Below are 15,599 nucleotides of genomic sequence, written 5' to 3' on the forward strand. Positions count from 1 at the left end.
CCGTGGCCAGGCTGCCAAGGCAACGACTCTCAGCCGTTGCGACGCACCTCGGCCGCCCTGCGGGCCTCGGCGAGCTTGCGGGCCTCGCCGGCCCTTCGTGACTTGCCGCCGGCGCCGCGGGAGGTGTCCTTGCTGGTGCCGAGGCCGCGGAAGGGAGCGTTGGTGTTCTTGGGTCGGGGGACGGCGGGCTCGCCGTCGAGCGGGATCCCGGAGGGAGTCTTGGCGCCGGTGATCCGGCTCAGCTCCGCCTCGCCCGAGCGCACCTTGGTGACGGTCGGCTCGATGCCGGCCCCGGCCATCATGCGGCTCGTCTCACGGCGCTGGCCCGCCAGCACGAGCGTGACCACGCTGCCGGACTCACCGGCGCGGGCGGTGCGGCCCGCCCGGTGCACATAGTCCTTGGCATCGGTGGGCGGGTCGACGTTGACCACGAGATCGAGGTCGTCGACGTGCAGGCCACGGGCCGCGACATTGGTCGCCACCAGAACGGTGATCTGGCTGTTCTTGAACTGCGCCAGGGTCCGTGTGCGCTGTGGCTGGGACTTGCCGCTGTGCAGGGCCCCGGCGTGCACCCCGCTGGCCCGCAGATGCCGGGTGAGCTGGTCGACGGCGTGCTTGGTGTCGAGGAACAGCAGTACGCGGCCGTCACGGGCGGCGATTTCCGTGATGACGGCGTAGCGGTCAGGGCCGTGGACGACCAGAACGTGGTGCTCCATCGTCGTGACTGTGCCCGCGGCCGGGTCGACCGAGTGGACGATGGGGTCGTGGAGGTAGCGGCGGACCAGCTGATCGACGTCGCGATCGAGAGTGGCCGAGAAAAGCATCCGCTGACCGTCGGGGTGCACCTGGTCGAGCACGTCGGCAACCTGCGGCAGGAATCCCAAGTCGCACATCTGGTCGGCCTCGTCCAGCACGGTGATTCTCACCCGTCCCAGGCGGCAGGCGTTGCGCTCGATCAGGTCGTGCAGGCGTCCGGGGGTGGCGACGACCACCTCGGCTCCCTGGCGCAGCGCGGCGGCCTGCCGACCGATCGACGTTCCGCCGACGACCGCGGCGATCCGCAGCCGCAGTGCCTCGGCGTACGGCGCCAGCGCCTGGGTGACCTGTTGGGCCAGCTCCCGGGTAGGCACCAGGATCAGAGCAAGGGGTTGCTTCGGTTCCGCGCGCCGCCCGGCCGTCCGTGCGAGTAGCGGCAGGCCGAAGGCGAGCGTCTTGCCTGATCCGGTGCGCCCGCGTCCCAGGATGTCGCGCCCCTCCAGGGCATCGGGCAGTGTGGCTGCCTGGATCGGAAAGGGTTCGCGCACCCCGAGTTCGCTCAGTGTCCGCAGCACCTCCGTCGGCAGTTCCAGACCGGCGAAGGTGACGGCCGGGAGCAGCGCCGGGGCCGTTGTCCCAGGCTGGGCGCACCGCGCCAACACGGTGGTAGAAGTCCTCGGCGGGAAGATGCGACACGACCATGACACGGTCGAGCCCGGCGGCACGGGCCTCGGACTGCATGTGCGCCACGAACAGCCGTCCCATACCAACAACCGAGTGCAACGGCGCCCGCGCCGGCGTTGTAACCCCACCTGTTCGGAAGTCCCGCGAGGCCGCACCCGCGGGGCTTCTCGTCGCACACCGCTCTCGCGCGCCTATCACCCACTGCGTCGACTCCCCGGGACCAGAACCCCCTGACCCGGCATTACGCGCTCATCTTGGACGGGCATGGACGCTCACGGACGGTCTCTACAACCTGTGCCATGTGGTGCCCAGGGACGGCCCCAGGATCAGGACCGGAGCGTCTTCTGGCCCGTCAAAGCGGTATTGCAGGGTGTTCGGTGGTGTCTCGCTCACCCGTCTGAGCCTCTCATCTGTCACGAGATGTCACATCGCCGGGGTGAATCTAGCGGGCCTCGTCCCACTCTCACCAAGCCACTCGGTCGAGCACGGCCGGCGTCGCGTACGGGAGTCGGCAGCGCAGGATGACCGGAACAGCGACGACGAAGACCGTGCACACGTCGGCCGACTTGCCGGTCCGTGCGGGCCGGGTGGTGCGCACACCAACACCGAATCGCGCGGCCTTCTCCACATCCCCGACCGCCGGAAACGGCATTGCCGGTGCTTGTCAGCCTTGCCGGTGCCGCCAAGGAGTACCTGCCGCAGGGGATGGCCTGGTTGATCCGTCGGAACGCATACGCGGCGGTCCGGCCCGTGCAGCCTCACATCCGGGATCTCAGCACGTCGACCTCACAGCCCGGCGCGGAGGGGTCGAAGCCGTGCTCGGTCAGCCAGCGGACCACCAACAGGCTTCGCAACGACCACCACGCGCGGATCACGTCGAGGTCGACGTCGGTGCCGTAGCCGGCGATGACGTCGTCGAGGTGCTCTTCGTGGCCGAGCGTGAAGGTGGCGAGGTCGTACAGGGCATCGCCCCGGCTCGCCTCGGACCAGTCGATGATTCCCGTGACCTCGTCGCCGTCGACGAAGACGTGTGCGATCTGCAGGTCGCCGTGCGTGAACGCCGGAGTCCACGGCCGCAGCGCGGCCTCGGCGACCTGGCGGTTGCGGGTGACCAGGTCGGCCGGCAGGACGCCGTTCGTCACGAGCAGCTCGCACTCGTCATCGAGTTCCGCCGCCAGCTCGTCGAGGCCCCGGCCGGGCCAGGGCGGCAGCGGCGCGTCGTGCAGCTTCCGGATGGCGGCGCCCGCCGCGGCCCATGCCGCCGGCGACCCGGTCGACGGCCCGCCGAGGCTGCCGAGCGTCGTCCCCGGCAGTGCGGCGATCGCGAGCACAGGCGGCTTGCGCCACAGGACCTCCGGGGTCGGGACCGGCGCCAGGGTCATCGCCTCGACCTCGACGTCGACGCGCGCCTGATCGACGTCCACCTTCAGGAACACATCGCCGACGCGCAGCGTCGCACGCTCGGAATGGGCGACGACGACTTCGACCTCATCCATGGGCGACCAGTATCCCGGGGACGATCGCCGAAGTCGCCGGGGTTTTGACGCGCGATGAGGCGGCTGACCGCGTCCCGCTGCCCGGCGGCGTCGTGCACGGCAGTCGGTCGGCGCGGTCGTCCTGGGAAATCCCTGTCGCACCACAGCCCGTCGCGGCGGCCGCTCGCCCACATCGCCGTCGTACCACTGCACCGGACTGCGAAGCAGCCCCGCGCAGAGTCGCGGGTGGGGCGACATCACTGCATCGACTCCAGAATGCGGTCGAGTGTCCGGCGTCCCATTCCGCTCATCGTCGGATTGCTCTCGGCGTAGTACCAGACGACACCCATCGACTGTTCGAACGCCCATGCCTTGCCGCGCTCCCACTCCAGATCGTCACAGACCAGTGTCCGCCGGAGCACTTCCCGCGGGCCCGACTCCAACAGGTGCCAGGCACCGACCAGATCCAGCGCGGGGTCGGCCGGGCCGAAGCCGCCGGTGTCGAGTACCCCGCCGAGCCGGTCTCCCGTGACGAGCACATTGCCGGGAATCAGGTCACCATGGCTCATTACGTCGGCACCCGTGCGTGGCAACTCCCGAAAGCGGCTCCACACCTGGCGCAGCCGGGGCACGTCGAGCAACTCCTCACTCTCCTCGAAGCACTTCGCCATCCAATCGTCGTGGTGGGCGAGGACGCCGCCACGATTTTCGCCGCTGAAGAGCCGTCCGCCGGTGTCGGCGTCCCGCAGGGCTGCGATGAAGGCCGCGAGGTCCTCGGCAAAGGCGTCCGACCCACTCGGGTCGGCGTCAAAGGCGACCGTTCCCGGCAGCCATGTCTGGACCGACCACGGCATCGGGTAACCCGCTCCGGGCTTTCCCAAGGCGACGGGTTCCGGGGCGGGGAACCGGGACACCTGTGCCAGCTCCGCGCTCGCCCGGGCTTCCCGTTCCAGAACCGCCAACACCTCGGCAGCATCGGCCGGACGCAGTGGGAAGCGCGCCGAAAGGTCGTTCCCGATACGGAAGATGGCGTGGACCGTCCCGGTCGACGGCAGGAGCTGGATCGCCTTGCCGCTCCACTCAGGGAACTGTTCCTCGATCAGGGTCGCAACGATGTCAGTGGTCACGTCCACTTGGTCATCGTGCATGGTCATTCCCGCAGGCCCTCCCACCAGTCCCATGCGCAACGCCGGAAGCAGACCGGATCAACTGAGACGACAGCAAGTATCCATACGCCAGGTTCTGGATCAACTGAGTTTGGTGCACGCCGAGATCAAGACGAGGACCGGTGACACCCTCACCGGTCCTCGCGACTCCTCGCTCTGCGCAGGCGTCCGGAGTCAGGCGGCGACGGTGAACCCGTGCCGGCTGCCGAGCGCTGTGAGGGTGGACTCGCCCGGGATGCCGTCGGCGTTCGCTCCGGTGAACCCCTCGCGACGCTGGAAGGCCGCGTAGGCGTCGACGGTGTGGGACCCGAAGGATCCGTCACTGCCGAACGTCGGGTCCAGCAGCCCCTCTGCGACCAGGGCGGCCTCCACGGGTCTGACGTCCGCCGGGAACGTCGTGTGCCCCTGGGCGGCACCCGGGTCGGTGTGTGCGGCAGCGACGACGTGAGAAAGGCTGACGCTGATACCGGCAGGTGTGGCCCCGGGCCGTGGAGCGCCGTTGTTCACCCATGTCTCCAGGGGGTCGCCGGGGCATTGGGTGGCGAAGCCATCGCGGTGGCCCTTGATCTCCGCCCCGGCGCCGCCCTTCGCCCGCAGCAGGTCGATGGCGTCGCGAATTCCGGCCAGTTGGGCAGTGGTCGGACGGGTGAGGCCGGCGTCGCCCACCATGGCGCACACCGAGTAGTGGTTCAGGTTGAGCTGGTGGTTGCCGTTCGCGGCTTGCAGTTTGTGCAGGCCGCGCCCTTCGAAAACACTTCCGTGCGGACAGACCACGAAGCTGTAGGCGATGTCGGAGTAATTCTCCTTGCGGTTCGCCAGATGAGCCGCCTGGATGTCCCGAACTCGGCCGGCGCACTTGGGGTGGTTTTCTGGCTTGGCGAGATCGGGCGGGACGGGGGCGCCCTCATAGTGGACCTTCACGCCACGAGTGGACGCGATGTTCACGAGGGGCGATCGGGGTGGTTTGGCCCCCCACTCAGCACGAGTGACGAGTTGCATTCCTCACTCCCTTGCGAGTTGCGGGTGGACGCCGTCGCATGGCGGCACGAAATCCCTGAGCCGGGTTCCTGGGAGAACGGCGGCACCGAACCAGGAGAGTTGGGTCGGTGAAGGCGATGTTCGCGACTGACACATGGCACATACGTAGCGTCTTTATCAGAGTGCATCTGCACACTCGGCGAAGTCAAGCAATACAGCGGCCGATCACAACGAACGAGCGGGCGGTCGCGGTTCCGGCACTCTTCCTCGCCACATCCGCGCCTGGGGGCGTCCTGGACGCTTTCTGAGATGCTCCGCAGATGCGGCACCGCAGCACCGGCTATAGCATGAGCACAACGGCCGCGCGAGCCCAGTGACCGGTGGCCGAATTCCCGTAGGCGTCTGTTGCGTTCCTCCGCGTGCGCGTTCGTGTTCCCTCGTTCTCTGGGGCCGCAGTCCGCGGGAAGGGAGATGGAACACGATGGGTCAGGCCGACACCCTCATCGCCATCGAGAAGACCGAAGTGGGATACCACGAGGGTTTCTCGAACGGCCACCACAACAACCATCAGAAGTTTTCTCCGGCCGTTCCCGGACTGGAGTGGTCACAGAACCAGTCATGGTGTCAGACCTTTCAGTCCTGGGCCTTCCAGCAGGCGGGCGTGAAGAGTCTGGCGCCGGTGACCGCCTCTTGCCCGGCGGCTGTCAACTGGTACAAGAGTCACGGCAGGTTCTCGTACTATCCCGCGATCGGGGCGATGGTCTTCTTCGGCCACTCGGGAGGCGAACACGTCGGACTCGTCTACAGGTACGACGCGGATTTTGCGTACACCATCGAAGGGAACACGAACGCCAACGGTTCGTCCGAGGGTAACGGGGTGTATCTGAAAAAGCGTGCCCGCCGGGACAGTTTTCTCTACGGATACGGGCTGCCGCACTTCACGGAGGGCATCGTCACGGCTGATCCGGGATTGAAGAACAAACCCGGATACACCTATATGGCCGTTGCCTCGTCCCGTGAGTCCGTTGCACCGCCCATGGCGGAGGCCGAAGAGGCGCTGCCGTGGGTGTCCTCGCAACAGCTCGCCTGGGCGGCCTCCCGCCCCACCGCCGAGGAGCAGGCCGCGGGAAACGGCGGCGGCTCCGCGGCGGACGATGTCGCGCTCGTACAGGACGCGTTGGAGAACGTCATGGGCGTGGCCCCGGCCGACCCGCACTCGGTGTTCGAGGCGGAGACACAGGAACTCTTCGAACGGTTCCGCATGGAGAAACTGGGCCACCCCGAGGCGGACGGCCACGGCGTTCCCAGCACGCAGGAACTGGCCGAACTGGGCCGGCAGTCCGAGCTGTTCAGTGTCAGGGCGGGTTCGTCCCCGGCCGCGGAGCAGCCCTGGGTCAGCCTGAACCAGGTGGTCTGGGCCTCGACGCACAGTGCTCAGGAGGAGCGGGAGCAGCCCGGCGGAGACGCCAGCCCGAAGGCCGATGTGGCTCTGGTGCAGGACGGGCTGAGGAGGGTCATGCACACGGACGTGACCGACGAGCGCGGGATCTTCGAGACCGCCACTCAGGGGCTCTACGACGAGTTTCGCCGTACGGTGCTGCACTTCTCCGGCAGTGACGCCGTCGGTGCCCCCGGAGAACAGTCGCTGACGGAACTCGGGCAGCGCGCCGGGCTGTTCCGGGTGCATGCCGGTTTCCCGGCGGGCGGGACGACCGATGGTGCCGGCGTCGAGGCCATGGGACAGATCCACCCGACACAGGTGACGTTCCACCGGTGTACGTCGGAGGGCACGCTGGAGGACTGGATCGCGCAGGCGAGCACGGTGGCCGGAGTCCGGGCGAGCAACTTCTGGGTGAAGGGCTTCCGGACAGCCGTCGCGCGCGAGTCGTCCGGCAATCCCAACGCCTGCAACCTGTGGGACTCCAACGCCAGGACGCCTCCCGGCTTCAGCAAGGTCAAGGACTTCGGGGACGGCTATCGGCTCCACGAACCGATCGTGAGGCTGAACGGCGCGCTCACACATTTCCAGTGCTCCCGCGGCATCGTGCAGTGCATCCCGCAGACGTTCGCCCAGCGCCACGCTCCCGGTACCTCGGTGAACATCTACGACCCCGTGGCATGCATCGCCGCCGCGATGCGGTACGTCCGCAGCCGGTACGGGGTCGCGGTCGACGGTTCCGATCTGGCCAAGAAGGTCCAGCAGTTCGACCCCAACCGGCCTCCCCACGGGTACTGACGGGCGAGGCCGGACAGGGCCTTCTTGCGCCCGAGGTCAGAGGCCGCCGGTGTTGAGCAGCCGGTTGGGGGTGTCGGAGCGGACGCCGCGCAGGACACCTCGGGTGGCCGTGTGGTCGAGCCAGACGTGGACCTGGTCGGCCGTGGCGTGGGGGTGTGCCGACAGGTACAGCGCGATCACACCGGTCGCGTGCGGCGCGGCCCAGGAGGTGGCGCCGTCGTCCTCCGTGGTCGTACCTCCGCCTGCGAGGGCGGCCGTCACCTTCTGGCCGGGTGCGTACAGGTCCACGCAGCGTCCGTACCCCGATCCGTAGGAGCCGCCGTCGCTCCATGGGCGGTCGTTCGGGGTGGAGGCCGCGACGACGATCGTGCCGGGGACGCCGGCCGGGGAGTGCTTGCAGGCGTCGTCATGGAAGTTGCCGGCCGACACCACCGTCGGGATCCCCGCGTCGACCATCTTCTTCACGGCGGACTCCAGGGCCGCCGACCGGTGGTCGAGGTTGAGCGACATGTTCACCACCGCGGGCTTCTGGGCGTGCGCGGTGACCCACTTGACCGACTTCACCAAGGCCGCCTCGGCCGCCGCCGGGGAGCCGCCGCCCTCGCTCTCGCACAGGACGCCCTGCACCCGTACGAGCTCCGCCTTGGGCGCCACCCCGTACTTCGCCCCGCCGATGATGCCCGCGACGAACGTGCCGTGGCCGACGCCCGCTTCGCTGAAGCAGTCACCCGAGTCCTTCGGGCCCACGAAGTCGGCGCCGAGGTGGGCGCGTCCGCCGAACTCCTTGTGGCCGATGTCCATCCCGGTGTCGATCACATAGACGTGAACGCCCTTGCCCGTGGCGGTGGTGGTGAGCTTCCCGTTCAGGGGCCGCGACCGCTGGTCCAGAATGTCCAGGTTCCACGGCACGTTCCGGGTGATGGACGACGCCGCGGTCCGCGCAGCCCCGGACAGCTTCCCCACGCTGCCGCCGGACGTCGACGCCGACTCGGACGACACCCCGCCTCCGGAGGAGGACGCCACGGACTCCGTCGTACCGTGCGCGGGGCGTGTCCCGCCGCTGCTTCCAGGGGCCGCACCGGCTTCCCCGCCGCAGGCCGAGGCCCCGAGCACCGTCGCCATGGCCACCGCCATCAGACCGGCCTTCGTCAGTTTCCGCGTCACAACGTCCCCCGTACCCCTGCTTCGTACACAGTCAGCGCACAAGACGACCACAAGGGGCGGGCGGTTCCGGCCGGACCTCGCCTCTCGCGCTCCCGGGGCGCCACCGCCGGCCGCCGAAAGAGCAGAGCATGTGACGGCCTCGGCGCCGTGGCCCGGCCCGCTGACGTCTTTTGCCGAAACGGCATGGACGTTTGCTGTCGGCGACAGGGAGGTCGCAGTGTCGCGGTATGAACGAGACGGAGTGGGACGAGGCAGCCGGTCGGGTGTGGGACGTCGTGGTGGTCGGGGGTGGTGTGGCGGGCCTGTCGGCCGCGCTGACGCTCGCGCGGGTCCGTCGGTCGGTTCTGGTGATCGATGCGGGTGAGCCGCGCAATGCTCCGGCCTCGGCGGCGCACGGCCTGCTGTCGAGGGACGGCATCGCGCCGCTGGAACTGCTCCGGCTGGCGCGGGAGGAGGTCTCCTCGTACGGCGGGCGGATCGTCTCCGGTCGCGTCGAGGGGGTCCGCCGCGAGGGCGGACGTCTGGTGGTGGGCGCCGGGGACGGGAAGCGGGCGATCGCGCGGAGGGTTCTGGTGACCACGGGGCTGGTGGATGAGCTCCCCGGCGTCCCGGGCCTTGCGCGGCGGTGGGGGCGCGACGTGCTTCACTGCCCGTACTGCCACGGCTGGGAGGTGCGCGATACGGCGGTCGGCGTGTTGGGCACCGGCCCGGCGGCGTTCCACCAGACGCTGCTGTTCCGGCAGTTGTCGTCAGAGGTGACGTTGTTCCTGCACACCGGCGGCGAGCTGGCGCCGGAGCAATGGGAGCAGCTGGCCGCGCTCGGTGTCGGGGTGGTCGATGGCGAGGTCCGCGGCCTGGACGTCGACGGTGCGGACCGGCTGTCGGGCGTGCGTCTGGCCTCGGGGCGGTCGGTCGCGGTGGACGCGCTGGTGGTGGCGCCGCGGTTCGTGGCACGGGCCGGCTTCCTGACCGAGCTGGGTCTACCGGTGACGGAGCACCCGATGGGGCTGGGTGTGCGGCTGGTCACCGACGAGGCCGGGTTCACCGGCATCGAGGGAGTGTGGGCCGCCGGCAACGTCACGGACCTGCTGGCGGGTGTCCCGGCCGCCGCCGCATCCGGGACACAGGCTGCGGCGGCCATCAACATGGACCTGATCGGCGCCGATGCCAAGGCCGCGGTCACCGCCCGCGCCGACGGAGCGTTCAGCGGGGCGGCGGAGGCCGAGACGTCCCGGCGCGTGCTGGGCAACAGCCGTCACGGTCTCGACTCCCTGCTGCACCCCGGGCCCGCCGCCGGCCGGTAGCCGGGACCGCGGACGCGCTCGCCGGCGGGGACAGGACCGGGCTCCGCCCTCCCGGCGGCGCCGCGCCCCGCCGGGCGGCGGGCCGGGCGGCACGTGCCCGGTGCAGCCCACAGCGTGCGCTCAGACCTTGCCCGGCGCCGATCCGGCCGCCCCGGGGACGGTCCCGCCGATGATGCCGGCGAGGCGGTGCAACTGCGCGGCGAGCTCGTGCCGCTCCTGCGGCGCGAACTGCGACAGGGCAGCGTACTGGCGTGCGCGCAGCTCGGCCCGCATGGCGGCGAGGCGTGCTGCGCCTTCCTCGGTGAGCCGGATGAGGACCTGGCGCTCTGGGACATGGCGATCGGACCGCGGCGCCCGGCGGACGGCTCAGGGGCGTGGCGCGAAGTGGACCAGGATCCGGCCGGTGTTGACCGTGTCGATCTCCACGCGGTCGTACAGCTTCCGGATGTGCTTCTGGCCGAGGAACGCGAGGACGCGCCCCTTGAGCTGCCCGGTGCCCTTTCCGTGGATGATCTGCACGACGGGCTCCCCCGTGCGTTTCGCCTGGAAGACGATCTGCCGCAACGCGAGTTCGATGTCGCGGTTGTTCCGGAAGATCGGGTGCAAATCCAATGTCAGCAAGGTGCTTCCTCCCGCTGCCGCCGCCTGTGACGACCCGGTCCGAGTGTGCCATGCGACACCCCGTCGGGACCCCTCCCCGGGCGGGTCGAGCTGCGGCCGACCGCGATGCGGCCGGGCGGCGTGGACGGGGCCGGCATACCACCCATCCCCAGGCTCGATGACTGAGGACCTTGTACGTCGTTTCGGGCACTTCTTACGCTGCCGTGCAATTTAGTCGGGCCGTTTCGCTCCGTGACCCGGCGCCGACTCGCACAGGCTCAAAGGAGAGTCCCCACGATGACCGCAAGACCAGCGACCGCGGCCACCGCCACGACGCACCGCAACCGCACCGTCCGGATCTCGGGCGCTCTCTGTGCCGCGGCCCTGCTCACCCTCACCGCGGCGGGCTGCAGCAAGAAGAGCTCCGACAGCACGAGCGCCGGCTCCGACTCGTCCTCCTCGTCCTGCGGCACCGTCCCGGCGGCGAAGTACAACGACACGGCCGGCCTGATCAAGGCCCTGGGCTCGGATTACACCGCGGCGTACAGCGGCTACTCCGGCACCGTGCGGAAGAGCGCGTGGGCGAACTGGGAGGGCAAGAAGTCCGGGACGATCACCGTCGGCATCTCCGAGTCCCAGCTGGTGAACCCCTACCAGACGCTGATCAACACCGCGCTGCAGAAGTACCTCAAGGCGCAGGGCTACAAGGTCATCGACCTGGTGTCCACCAACGAGGTCACCAACCAGATCTCGCAGTTCAACCAGTTGATCACCGACAAGGTCGATCTGATCATCTACCAGCCGCTGGCCGCGGGCTTCGAGTCGGTCGTCGACAAGGCCGCCAAGGCCGGCATCCCGTCCATCTCGGTGCTGAACAACGTGGCCGACGCCAACACCGTCAACGTCGTGCCGAACGCCTTCGCGGCGGGCGAGGCGCAGGCCGCCGCCCTGGCGAAGTCGATGGGCGGCAAGGGCACGATCCTCGGCGTGCACGGGATCAAGGGCGTGCCGATCGACACGGACACCTTCAAGGGTGCCAAGGCCGCGCTGGCGGAGTGCTCCGGCATGACACTGGACGACTCGATCTACACCGACTTCTCCCCCACCACCGCGCAGACCAAGGTCCAGCAGTACCTGGCGGCGAACCCGACCAAGACCATCGGCGGCGTCCTGGAGGGCGGCCCGATGACCACGGGCATCATCTCGGCCTTCCAGAAGTCCAACGTCACCGTGGCGCCGGTCGCCGACAACGGCCTGACCAAGGGCGGAGTGGCGTACTGGGCGGCCAACCAGAGCAGCTACAAGGGCGTCGGCCTGTACAACCCGGCCGACGGACTGGCCCAGGCCGTCACCCAGGTGGCCAAGCACATGCTCGACGGTGACGGGGTCAAGGCCTCGGACATCGTCATCAATCCGCCGCTCGTCACGAGCGACAACCTGTCGAAGTTCTCCAAGTCGAGTTTCAAGACCGGTGACGCCTCCACCATCACGGTGGGCGATGTCGGCCAGACATTCGCGGAGACGAGCTACATCGACGGCTTCTTCGGCTCGTAGGGAGCAAGTACGTTGAGCGAGCAGAGCCAGGTGGCCCTCGAAGTCACCGGTCTCGCCAAGTCGTTCGGGGCGACCAGGGCCTTGCGGTCCTGTTCGCTCCGGCTTCTGGCAGGCGAGGTCCATGCCCTGATGGGCGAGAACGGGTCCGGCAAGAGCACCCTGGTCAAGATACTCACCGGGGTGCACGCCCCGGACTCCGGCGGCTACCGGGTCGGCGGCCGTGCGGTCCGTCTCGGCGGCCCCGCGGCGGCGATCGCGGCCGGTGTGATGGCCGTCTACCAGGAGGTTCTGGTTGTCGGCCCCCGTTCGGTGCTGGAGAACGTCTGGCTCGGTGCCGACGGGGTCTTCCGGCGGAAGATCTCCGAGGCGGACAAGCGGGAGAGGGCCGCCGCCGTGCTGGGCGAACTGCTCGGCGAGGCACCCGACCTGGACACCCCGGTCGAACAGCTCTCGCTGAGCGACCGGCAGGCCTGCGGCATCGCCCGCGCGCTGGTCCGCGAACCCCGGGTGCTGATCCTGGACGAGGCCACCAGCGCGCTCGACGTGGCCACCCGGGACCGGCTCTTCGAGGCCATCGCCCGGCACAAGGCGGCCGGTATGGCCGTGCTGTTCGTCTCCCACCGCATGGACGAGGTCGACGCGATCTCCGACCGGGTGTCCGTCCTGCGCTCGGGCGAGTCGGTGGCCACCCTGGAGGCCGAGGACGCCACCACGGCCGAGCTGGTGCGCCTGATGACCGGCGCCGAACACCTCACCGACATCCCCGAGGGCGGCGCGATGGCGCACCGCACCGGCCCCGCCGCCGACGCGCCGGTACTGCTGCGGGTACGCGGGCTGCGGCTGCGGCCGGACGCCGACCCGGTCGACTTCGAGCTGCGGGCCGGGGAGATGGTCGGCCTGGCCGGCCTCGAGGGCCACGGCCAGGACGCCTTCATCAAGGCGCTGTGGCACGGCCCCGCGGGCGAGGGGTCCGTCACGCGCGTGGAGGTGGGCGGCGAGAGCGAGATCCGCTCGGAGCAGCGGGCGGCGGCGGCCGGCATCGGTTACGTACCACGCGACCGGCGCGGCGAGGCCCTGTTCGGGACGCTCTCCATCCGGGAGAACTTCTCGGCCGCGACCCAGGACAAGGACACCCGCTTCGGGCTGCTGTCGCGGGCGTCCGCGCTGGGCCGCTTCGCGGAGTACCGGTCCGGCCTCAAGGTCCGGATGGGCCGCGAGTCCGATCCCATCACCACCCTGTCCGGCGGCAACCAGCAGAAGGTCGTCATCGCCCGCTGGCTCGCCCGCCGCCCGGACGTGCTCCTGCTCAACGACCCCACCCGGGGCGTGGACATCGGCGCCAAGCGCGACATCTACGCCCTTCTCGACGAGCTGACCGCGCGCGGTGTCGCGGTCGTCATGCTCTCCACGGAGGTCGACGAGCACATCGAGCTCATGGACCGCGTCCTCGTCTTCCGCGAGGGCTCGCACTCCACGACCCTCGACCGCCGGTCCCTGACCCGTCAGTCCCTGGTCGCCGCGTTCTTCGGCCGCACGGTCACCTCATCGGTCGCCGGCTCCGCCTCCCCGGATGGTGACTCATGAATGCCCTCGATTTCCTGCGGGGCCTGCTCGGCAAGCGCCCGTACGCGTTCGCCGGGCTGCTCGCACTGCTCCTGCTGGTGGTCAACACCGCCCTCCAGCCGGCGTTCCTGGCCTTCGGCAACTGGGCGGCGGTGCTCGCGTCCTTCGCCCCGCTGGCCGTCGCCGCGATGGCCAGCACCCCGGCGATCCTCTCGGGCGGCGGCGGCATCGACATCTCGATCGGCCCGCTGCTGACCCTGATCGACATCGTCATCGTGGCCAACCTGCTCCCGAACGGCCTCACTTCGCCCTTCGTGGTGATCCCCGTCTGCCTGGCGATCGGCGCCGCGATCGGCGCGGTCAACGGCGCCCTCGTGGCCGTACTGCGCTTCCAGCCGGTCGTGGCCACGCTCTGCGCCAACATCGTCATCGGCGGTCTGGCCACCCAGGTGCAGGGCGACACCGTCCCCTCCGGCAGCACCTCGTGGACCAAGGACCTGGCCGGCTCCTTCGGCCCGGTCCCCGGCGCCCTGCTGACCATCGGCGCCCCGCTGCTGATCTGGTGGGCCCTGTCCCGGACGCCGTTCGTCAAGGCGCTGTACGCGGTCGGCGGCGACGACGCCACCGCCTTCTCCGCCGGAGTGAACGTGCCGAAGGTCCGGATCGCCGCGTACTCCCTCGGCGGGCTCTACGCGGGCATCGCCGGCATCGCCCTGATGTCCCTCATCAGCGAGGGCGCGGCCAGCATGTCCGCGCAGTACACCCTGCTCGCCATCGCCGCGGTGGCCCTGGGCGGCACCTCGCTGGCCGGCGGCCGGGGCTCCCTGCTCGGCTCGCTGCTCGGCGCGGCCGGCATCTACCTGATCAACAACCTGCTCAACGTGGTGAGGGTGTCCACCCTGTGGTCCACCGCGATCTACGGCGCGATGCTGCTCTTCGCCGTGGTCGTGGGCGCCGTGTTGACCAACGCCCGCAGGAGGGCCGTCGCATGACCACAGAGAGCGCGGTCGCGGACCCGACGACGGGAGGGGGCGGGGTTCCCCTGCTCCACACGCTCAACGAGTGGCAGCGCCGGGTCCCGCTGCTCCAACTGCTCGCGCTCGCCGCGCTGTACATCTACGGCCTGAGCACCATCGAGGGCTTCGGCTCGCAGCGGGTGCTCTACGCGATCCTCGTCAACGCCTCGCTGCTGGGGCTGGCGGGCGCCGGGCAGACCATCGTCGTCCTGGTGGGCGGGATCGACTTCTCCATCGCGGCGTTCATCTCGGCCGGCAATGTCATCATCGCCGAACTGTGCGGCACCGACCACTGGTCCACCGGGGCCGCGGTGGCGGTCGCGCTGGCCGTCGGCGTGGTGGGCGGACTCGTCAACGGAGTGCTGTCGTACCGCTTCAAGGTCGAGCCGCTCATCGTGACGCTGGGCGTCAGCGCGCTGCTGTCCGGTCTGGTGCTGAAGTGGATCAACGGCTCCGCCACCGGCGTCGCCCCGGCGTGGCTGGGCAAGCTGACCGCCGCCAACGGCACCACCTTCGGCATCGGCATCCCGCCGGTGGTCGTGATCTGGGCGGTGGTGGCGATCGTCATCGGCCTGGTGCTCACCCGCACCCGTGCCGGCCGGAACCTCTACCTGACCGGCGTCAACCAGCCGGCCGCCCGGCTCGCCCTGGTGCGGGTCAACCGCACCTGGATCTACGCGTACATCGCCAGCGCGGTGCTCGCCACCTGCGTGGGCATCCTGCTGGCGGGCTACTCGGGCTCGGGCAACGTCACGATCGGCGACCCCTATCTCTTCCAGTCCCTGGCGGCGGTCATCGTCGGCGGCACCATGTTCGGCGGGCGCGGCGACTACTGGCGTACGGTGCTCGGCGCGCTGGTGCTGTCGGTGGTCGCCCTGCTGCTCAGCGCCAACCAACTGTCGTCGGCCGCACAGGACATGATCACCGGCGGGCTGATCCTGGTCGTCGTCGGGCTCTACGGCCGGGAAAGGCGGCTGCGCGACCGCATCTGAACCGCCCGGGGAGCCGGCCGACGGTGTGCGCCAGCCACCCACCGCTCCGGCTCCCACCGCACTCCCGGTACGACCTGCGCCGTGTCGTACCGAGTGGGGAACCCGGGATCA

Annotated in this window: 13 protein-coding genes and 2 pseudogenes; 6 read left to right on the forward strand and 9 right to left on the reverse strand. The window is 69.9% G+C overall.

The genetic code is table 11. The annotated features are described in order from the left end of the window. Positions 1 to 29 precede the first annotated feature (29 nt). From EDD90_RS09140 to EDD90_RS09160, 6 genes and pseudogenes are all read right to left on the reverse strand, one after another. The gene (locus EDD90_RS09140) at positions 30 to 1,418 is read right to left on the reverse strand and encodes a DEAD/DEAH box helicase (protein WP_123972590.1); all 1,389 of its coding nucleotides are present in this window, start codon (positions 1,416 to 1,418) and stop codon (positions 30 to 32) included. Continuing rightward, positions 1,402 to 1,524, reverse strand: a pseudogene (locus EDD90_RS57000) (GNAT family N-acetyltransferase); the annotation flags it as partial. The gene EDD90_RS09140 and the pseudogene EDD90_RS57000, both read right to left, overlap by 17 nt. Before the next feature lie 379 nt (positions 1,525 to 1,903). Then, positions 1,904 to 2,038 carry a hypothetical protein gene (locus EDD90_RS57005; RefSeq protein WP_260327748.1) on the reverse strand — a complete coding sequence of 45 codons (135 nt, stop codon included), beginning with the start codon at positions 2,036 to 2,038 and terminating at the stop codon, positions 1,904 to 1,906. Positions 2,039 to 2,198: 160 nt separating this feature from the next. Next, positions 2,199 to 2,936: a phosphotransferase family protein gene (locus EDD90_RS09150; RefSeq protein WP_123972591.1), complete on the reverse strand. Its 738-nt coding sequence runs from the start codon at positions 2,934 to 2,936 to the stop codon at positions 2,199 to 2,201. Positions 2,937 to 3,172: 236 nt separating this feature from the next. Beyond that, positions 3,173 to 4,069 (reverse strand): aminoglycoside phosphotransferase family protein, encoded by an 897-nt coding sequence (locus EDD90_RS09155; RefSeq protein ID WP_123981060.1) that lies wholly within the window; start codon positions 4,067 to 4,069, stop codon positions 3,173 to 3,175. Between the two features lie 186 nt (positions 4,070 to 4,255). Next, positions 4,256 to 5,002: an N-acetylmuramoyl-L-alanine amidase gene (locus EDD90_RS09160; RefSeq protein WP_260327749.1), complete on the reverse strand. Its 747-nt coding sequence runs from the start codon at positions 5,000 to 5,002 to the stop codon at positions 4,256 to 4,258. Between the two features lie 538 nt (positions 5,003 to 5,540). On the opposite strand from EDD90_RS09160, the gene EDD90_RS09165 reads away from it, so the two are divergent. Beyond that, the gene (locus EDD90_RS09165) at positions 5,541 to 7,295 is read left to right on the forward strand and encodes a hypothetical protein (protein WP_123972593.1); all 1,755 of its coding nucleotides are present in this window, start codon (positions 5,541 to 5,543) and stop codon (positions 7,293 to 7,295) included. A gap of 36 nt (positions 7,296 to 7,331) precedes the next feature. On the opposite strand, the gene EDD90_RS09170 is transcribed toward EDD90_RS09165, so the two are convergent. Beyond that, the gene (locus EDD90_RS09170; RefSeq protein WP_260327750.1) at positions 7,332 to 8,459 is read right to left on the reverse strand and encodes a S8 family peptidase; all 1,128 of its coding nucleotides are present in this window, start codon (positions 8,457 to 8,459) and stop codon (positions 7,332 to 7,334) included. A gap of 227 nt (positions 8,460 to 8,686) precedes the next feature. Here EDD90_RS09170 and EDD90_RS09175 point away from each other — a divergent pair, with 227 nt between their 5' ends. Beyond that, positions 8,687 to 9,763 carry an NAD(P)/FAD-dependent oxidoreductase gene (locus EDD90_RS09175; RefSeq protein WP_123972594.1) on the forward strand — a complete coding sequence of 359 codons (1,077 nt, stop codon included), beginning with the start codon at positions 8,687 to 8,689 and terminating at the stop codon, positions 9,761 to 9,763. Positions 9,764 to 9,883: 120 nt separating this feature from the next. On the opposite strand, the pseudogene EDD90_RS09180 reads toward EDD90_RS09175, so the two are convergent. Together EDD90_RS09180 and EDD90_RS09185 are read right to left on the reverse strand one after the other, a co-directional pair. Next, a pseudogene (locus EDD90_RS09180) lies at positions 9,884 to 10,090 on the reverse strand (MarR family transcriptional regulator); the annotation flags it as partial. Positions 10,091 to 10,129: 39 nt separating this feature from the next. Continuing rightward, positions 10,130 to 10,384, reverse strand: coding sequence for a Smr/MutS family protein (locus tag EDD90_RS09185; RefSeq protein WP_123972595.1), 255 nt, complete (start codon positions 10,382 to 10,384; stop codon positions 10,130 to 10,132). A 276-nt stretch (positions 10,385 to 10,660) separates the two neighbouring features. Between EDD90_RS09185 and EDD90_RS09190 the strand changes: the two genes are divergently transcribed. Genes EDD90_RS09190 through EDD90_RS09205 form a run of 4 tightly spaced genes read left to right on the forward strand, consistent with a single transcriptional unit; the run spans position 10,661 to position 15,488 of the window. Further along, positions 10,661 to 11,917: a substrate-binding domain-containing protein gene (locus tag EDD90_RS09190; protein ID WP_123972596.1), complete on the forward strand. Its 1,257-nt coding sequence runs from the start codon at positions 10,661 to 10,663 to the stop codon at positions 11,915 to 11,917. Positions 11,918 to 11,929: 12 nt separating this feature from the next. Next, a complete protein-coding gene (locus EDD90_RS09195) occupies positions 11,930 to 13,501 on the forward strand; it encodes a sugar ABC transporter ATP-binding protein (RefSeq protein ID WP_123972597.1) in 1,572 nt (523 codons plus the stop codon). Continuing rightward, entirely contained in the window at positions 13,498 to 14,472 is a 975-nt protein-coding gene (locus tag EDD90_RS09200) for an ABC transporter permease (RefSeq protein WP_123972598.1), read from the forward strand. The genes EDD90_RS09195 and EDD90_RS09200 overlap by 4 nt, the downstream gene beginning before the upstream one ends. Next, positions 14,469 to 15,488: an ABC transporter permease gene (locus EDD90_RS09205; RefSeq protein ID WP_123972599.1), complete on the forward strand. Its 1,020-nt coding sequence runs from the start codon at positions 14,469 to 14,471 to the stop codon at positions 15,486 to 15,488. The genes EDD90_RS09200 and EDD90_RS09205 overlap by 4 nt, the downstream gene beginning before the upstream one ends. Positions 15,489 to 15,599: the final 111 nt, after the last annotated feature.

The sequence above is a fragment of the Streptomyces sp. Ag109_O5-1 genome (assembly GCF_003814875.1).
GTDB classification, from domain to species: domain Bacteria; phylum Actinomycetota; class Actinomycetes; order Streptomycetales; family Streptomycetaceae; genus Streptomyces; species Streptomyces sasae.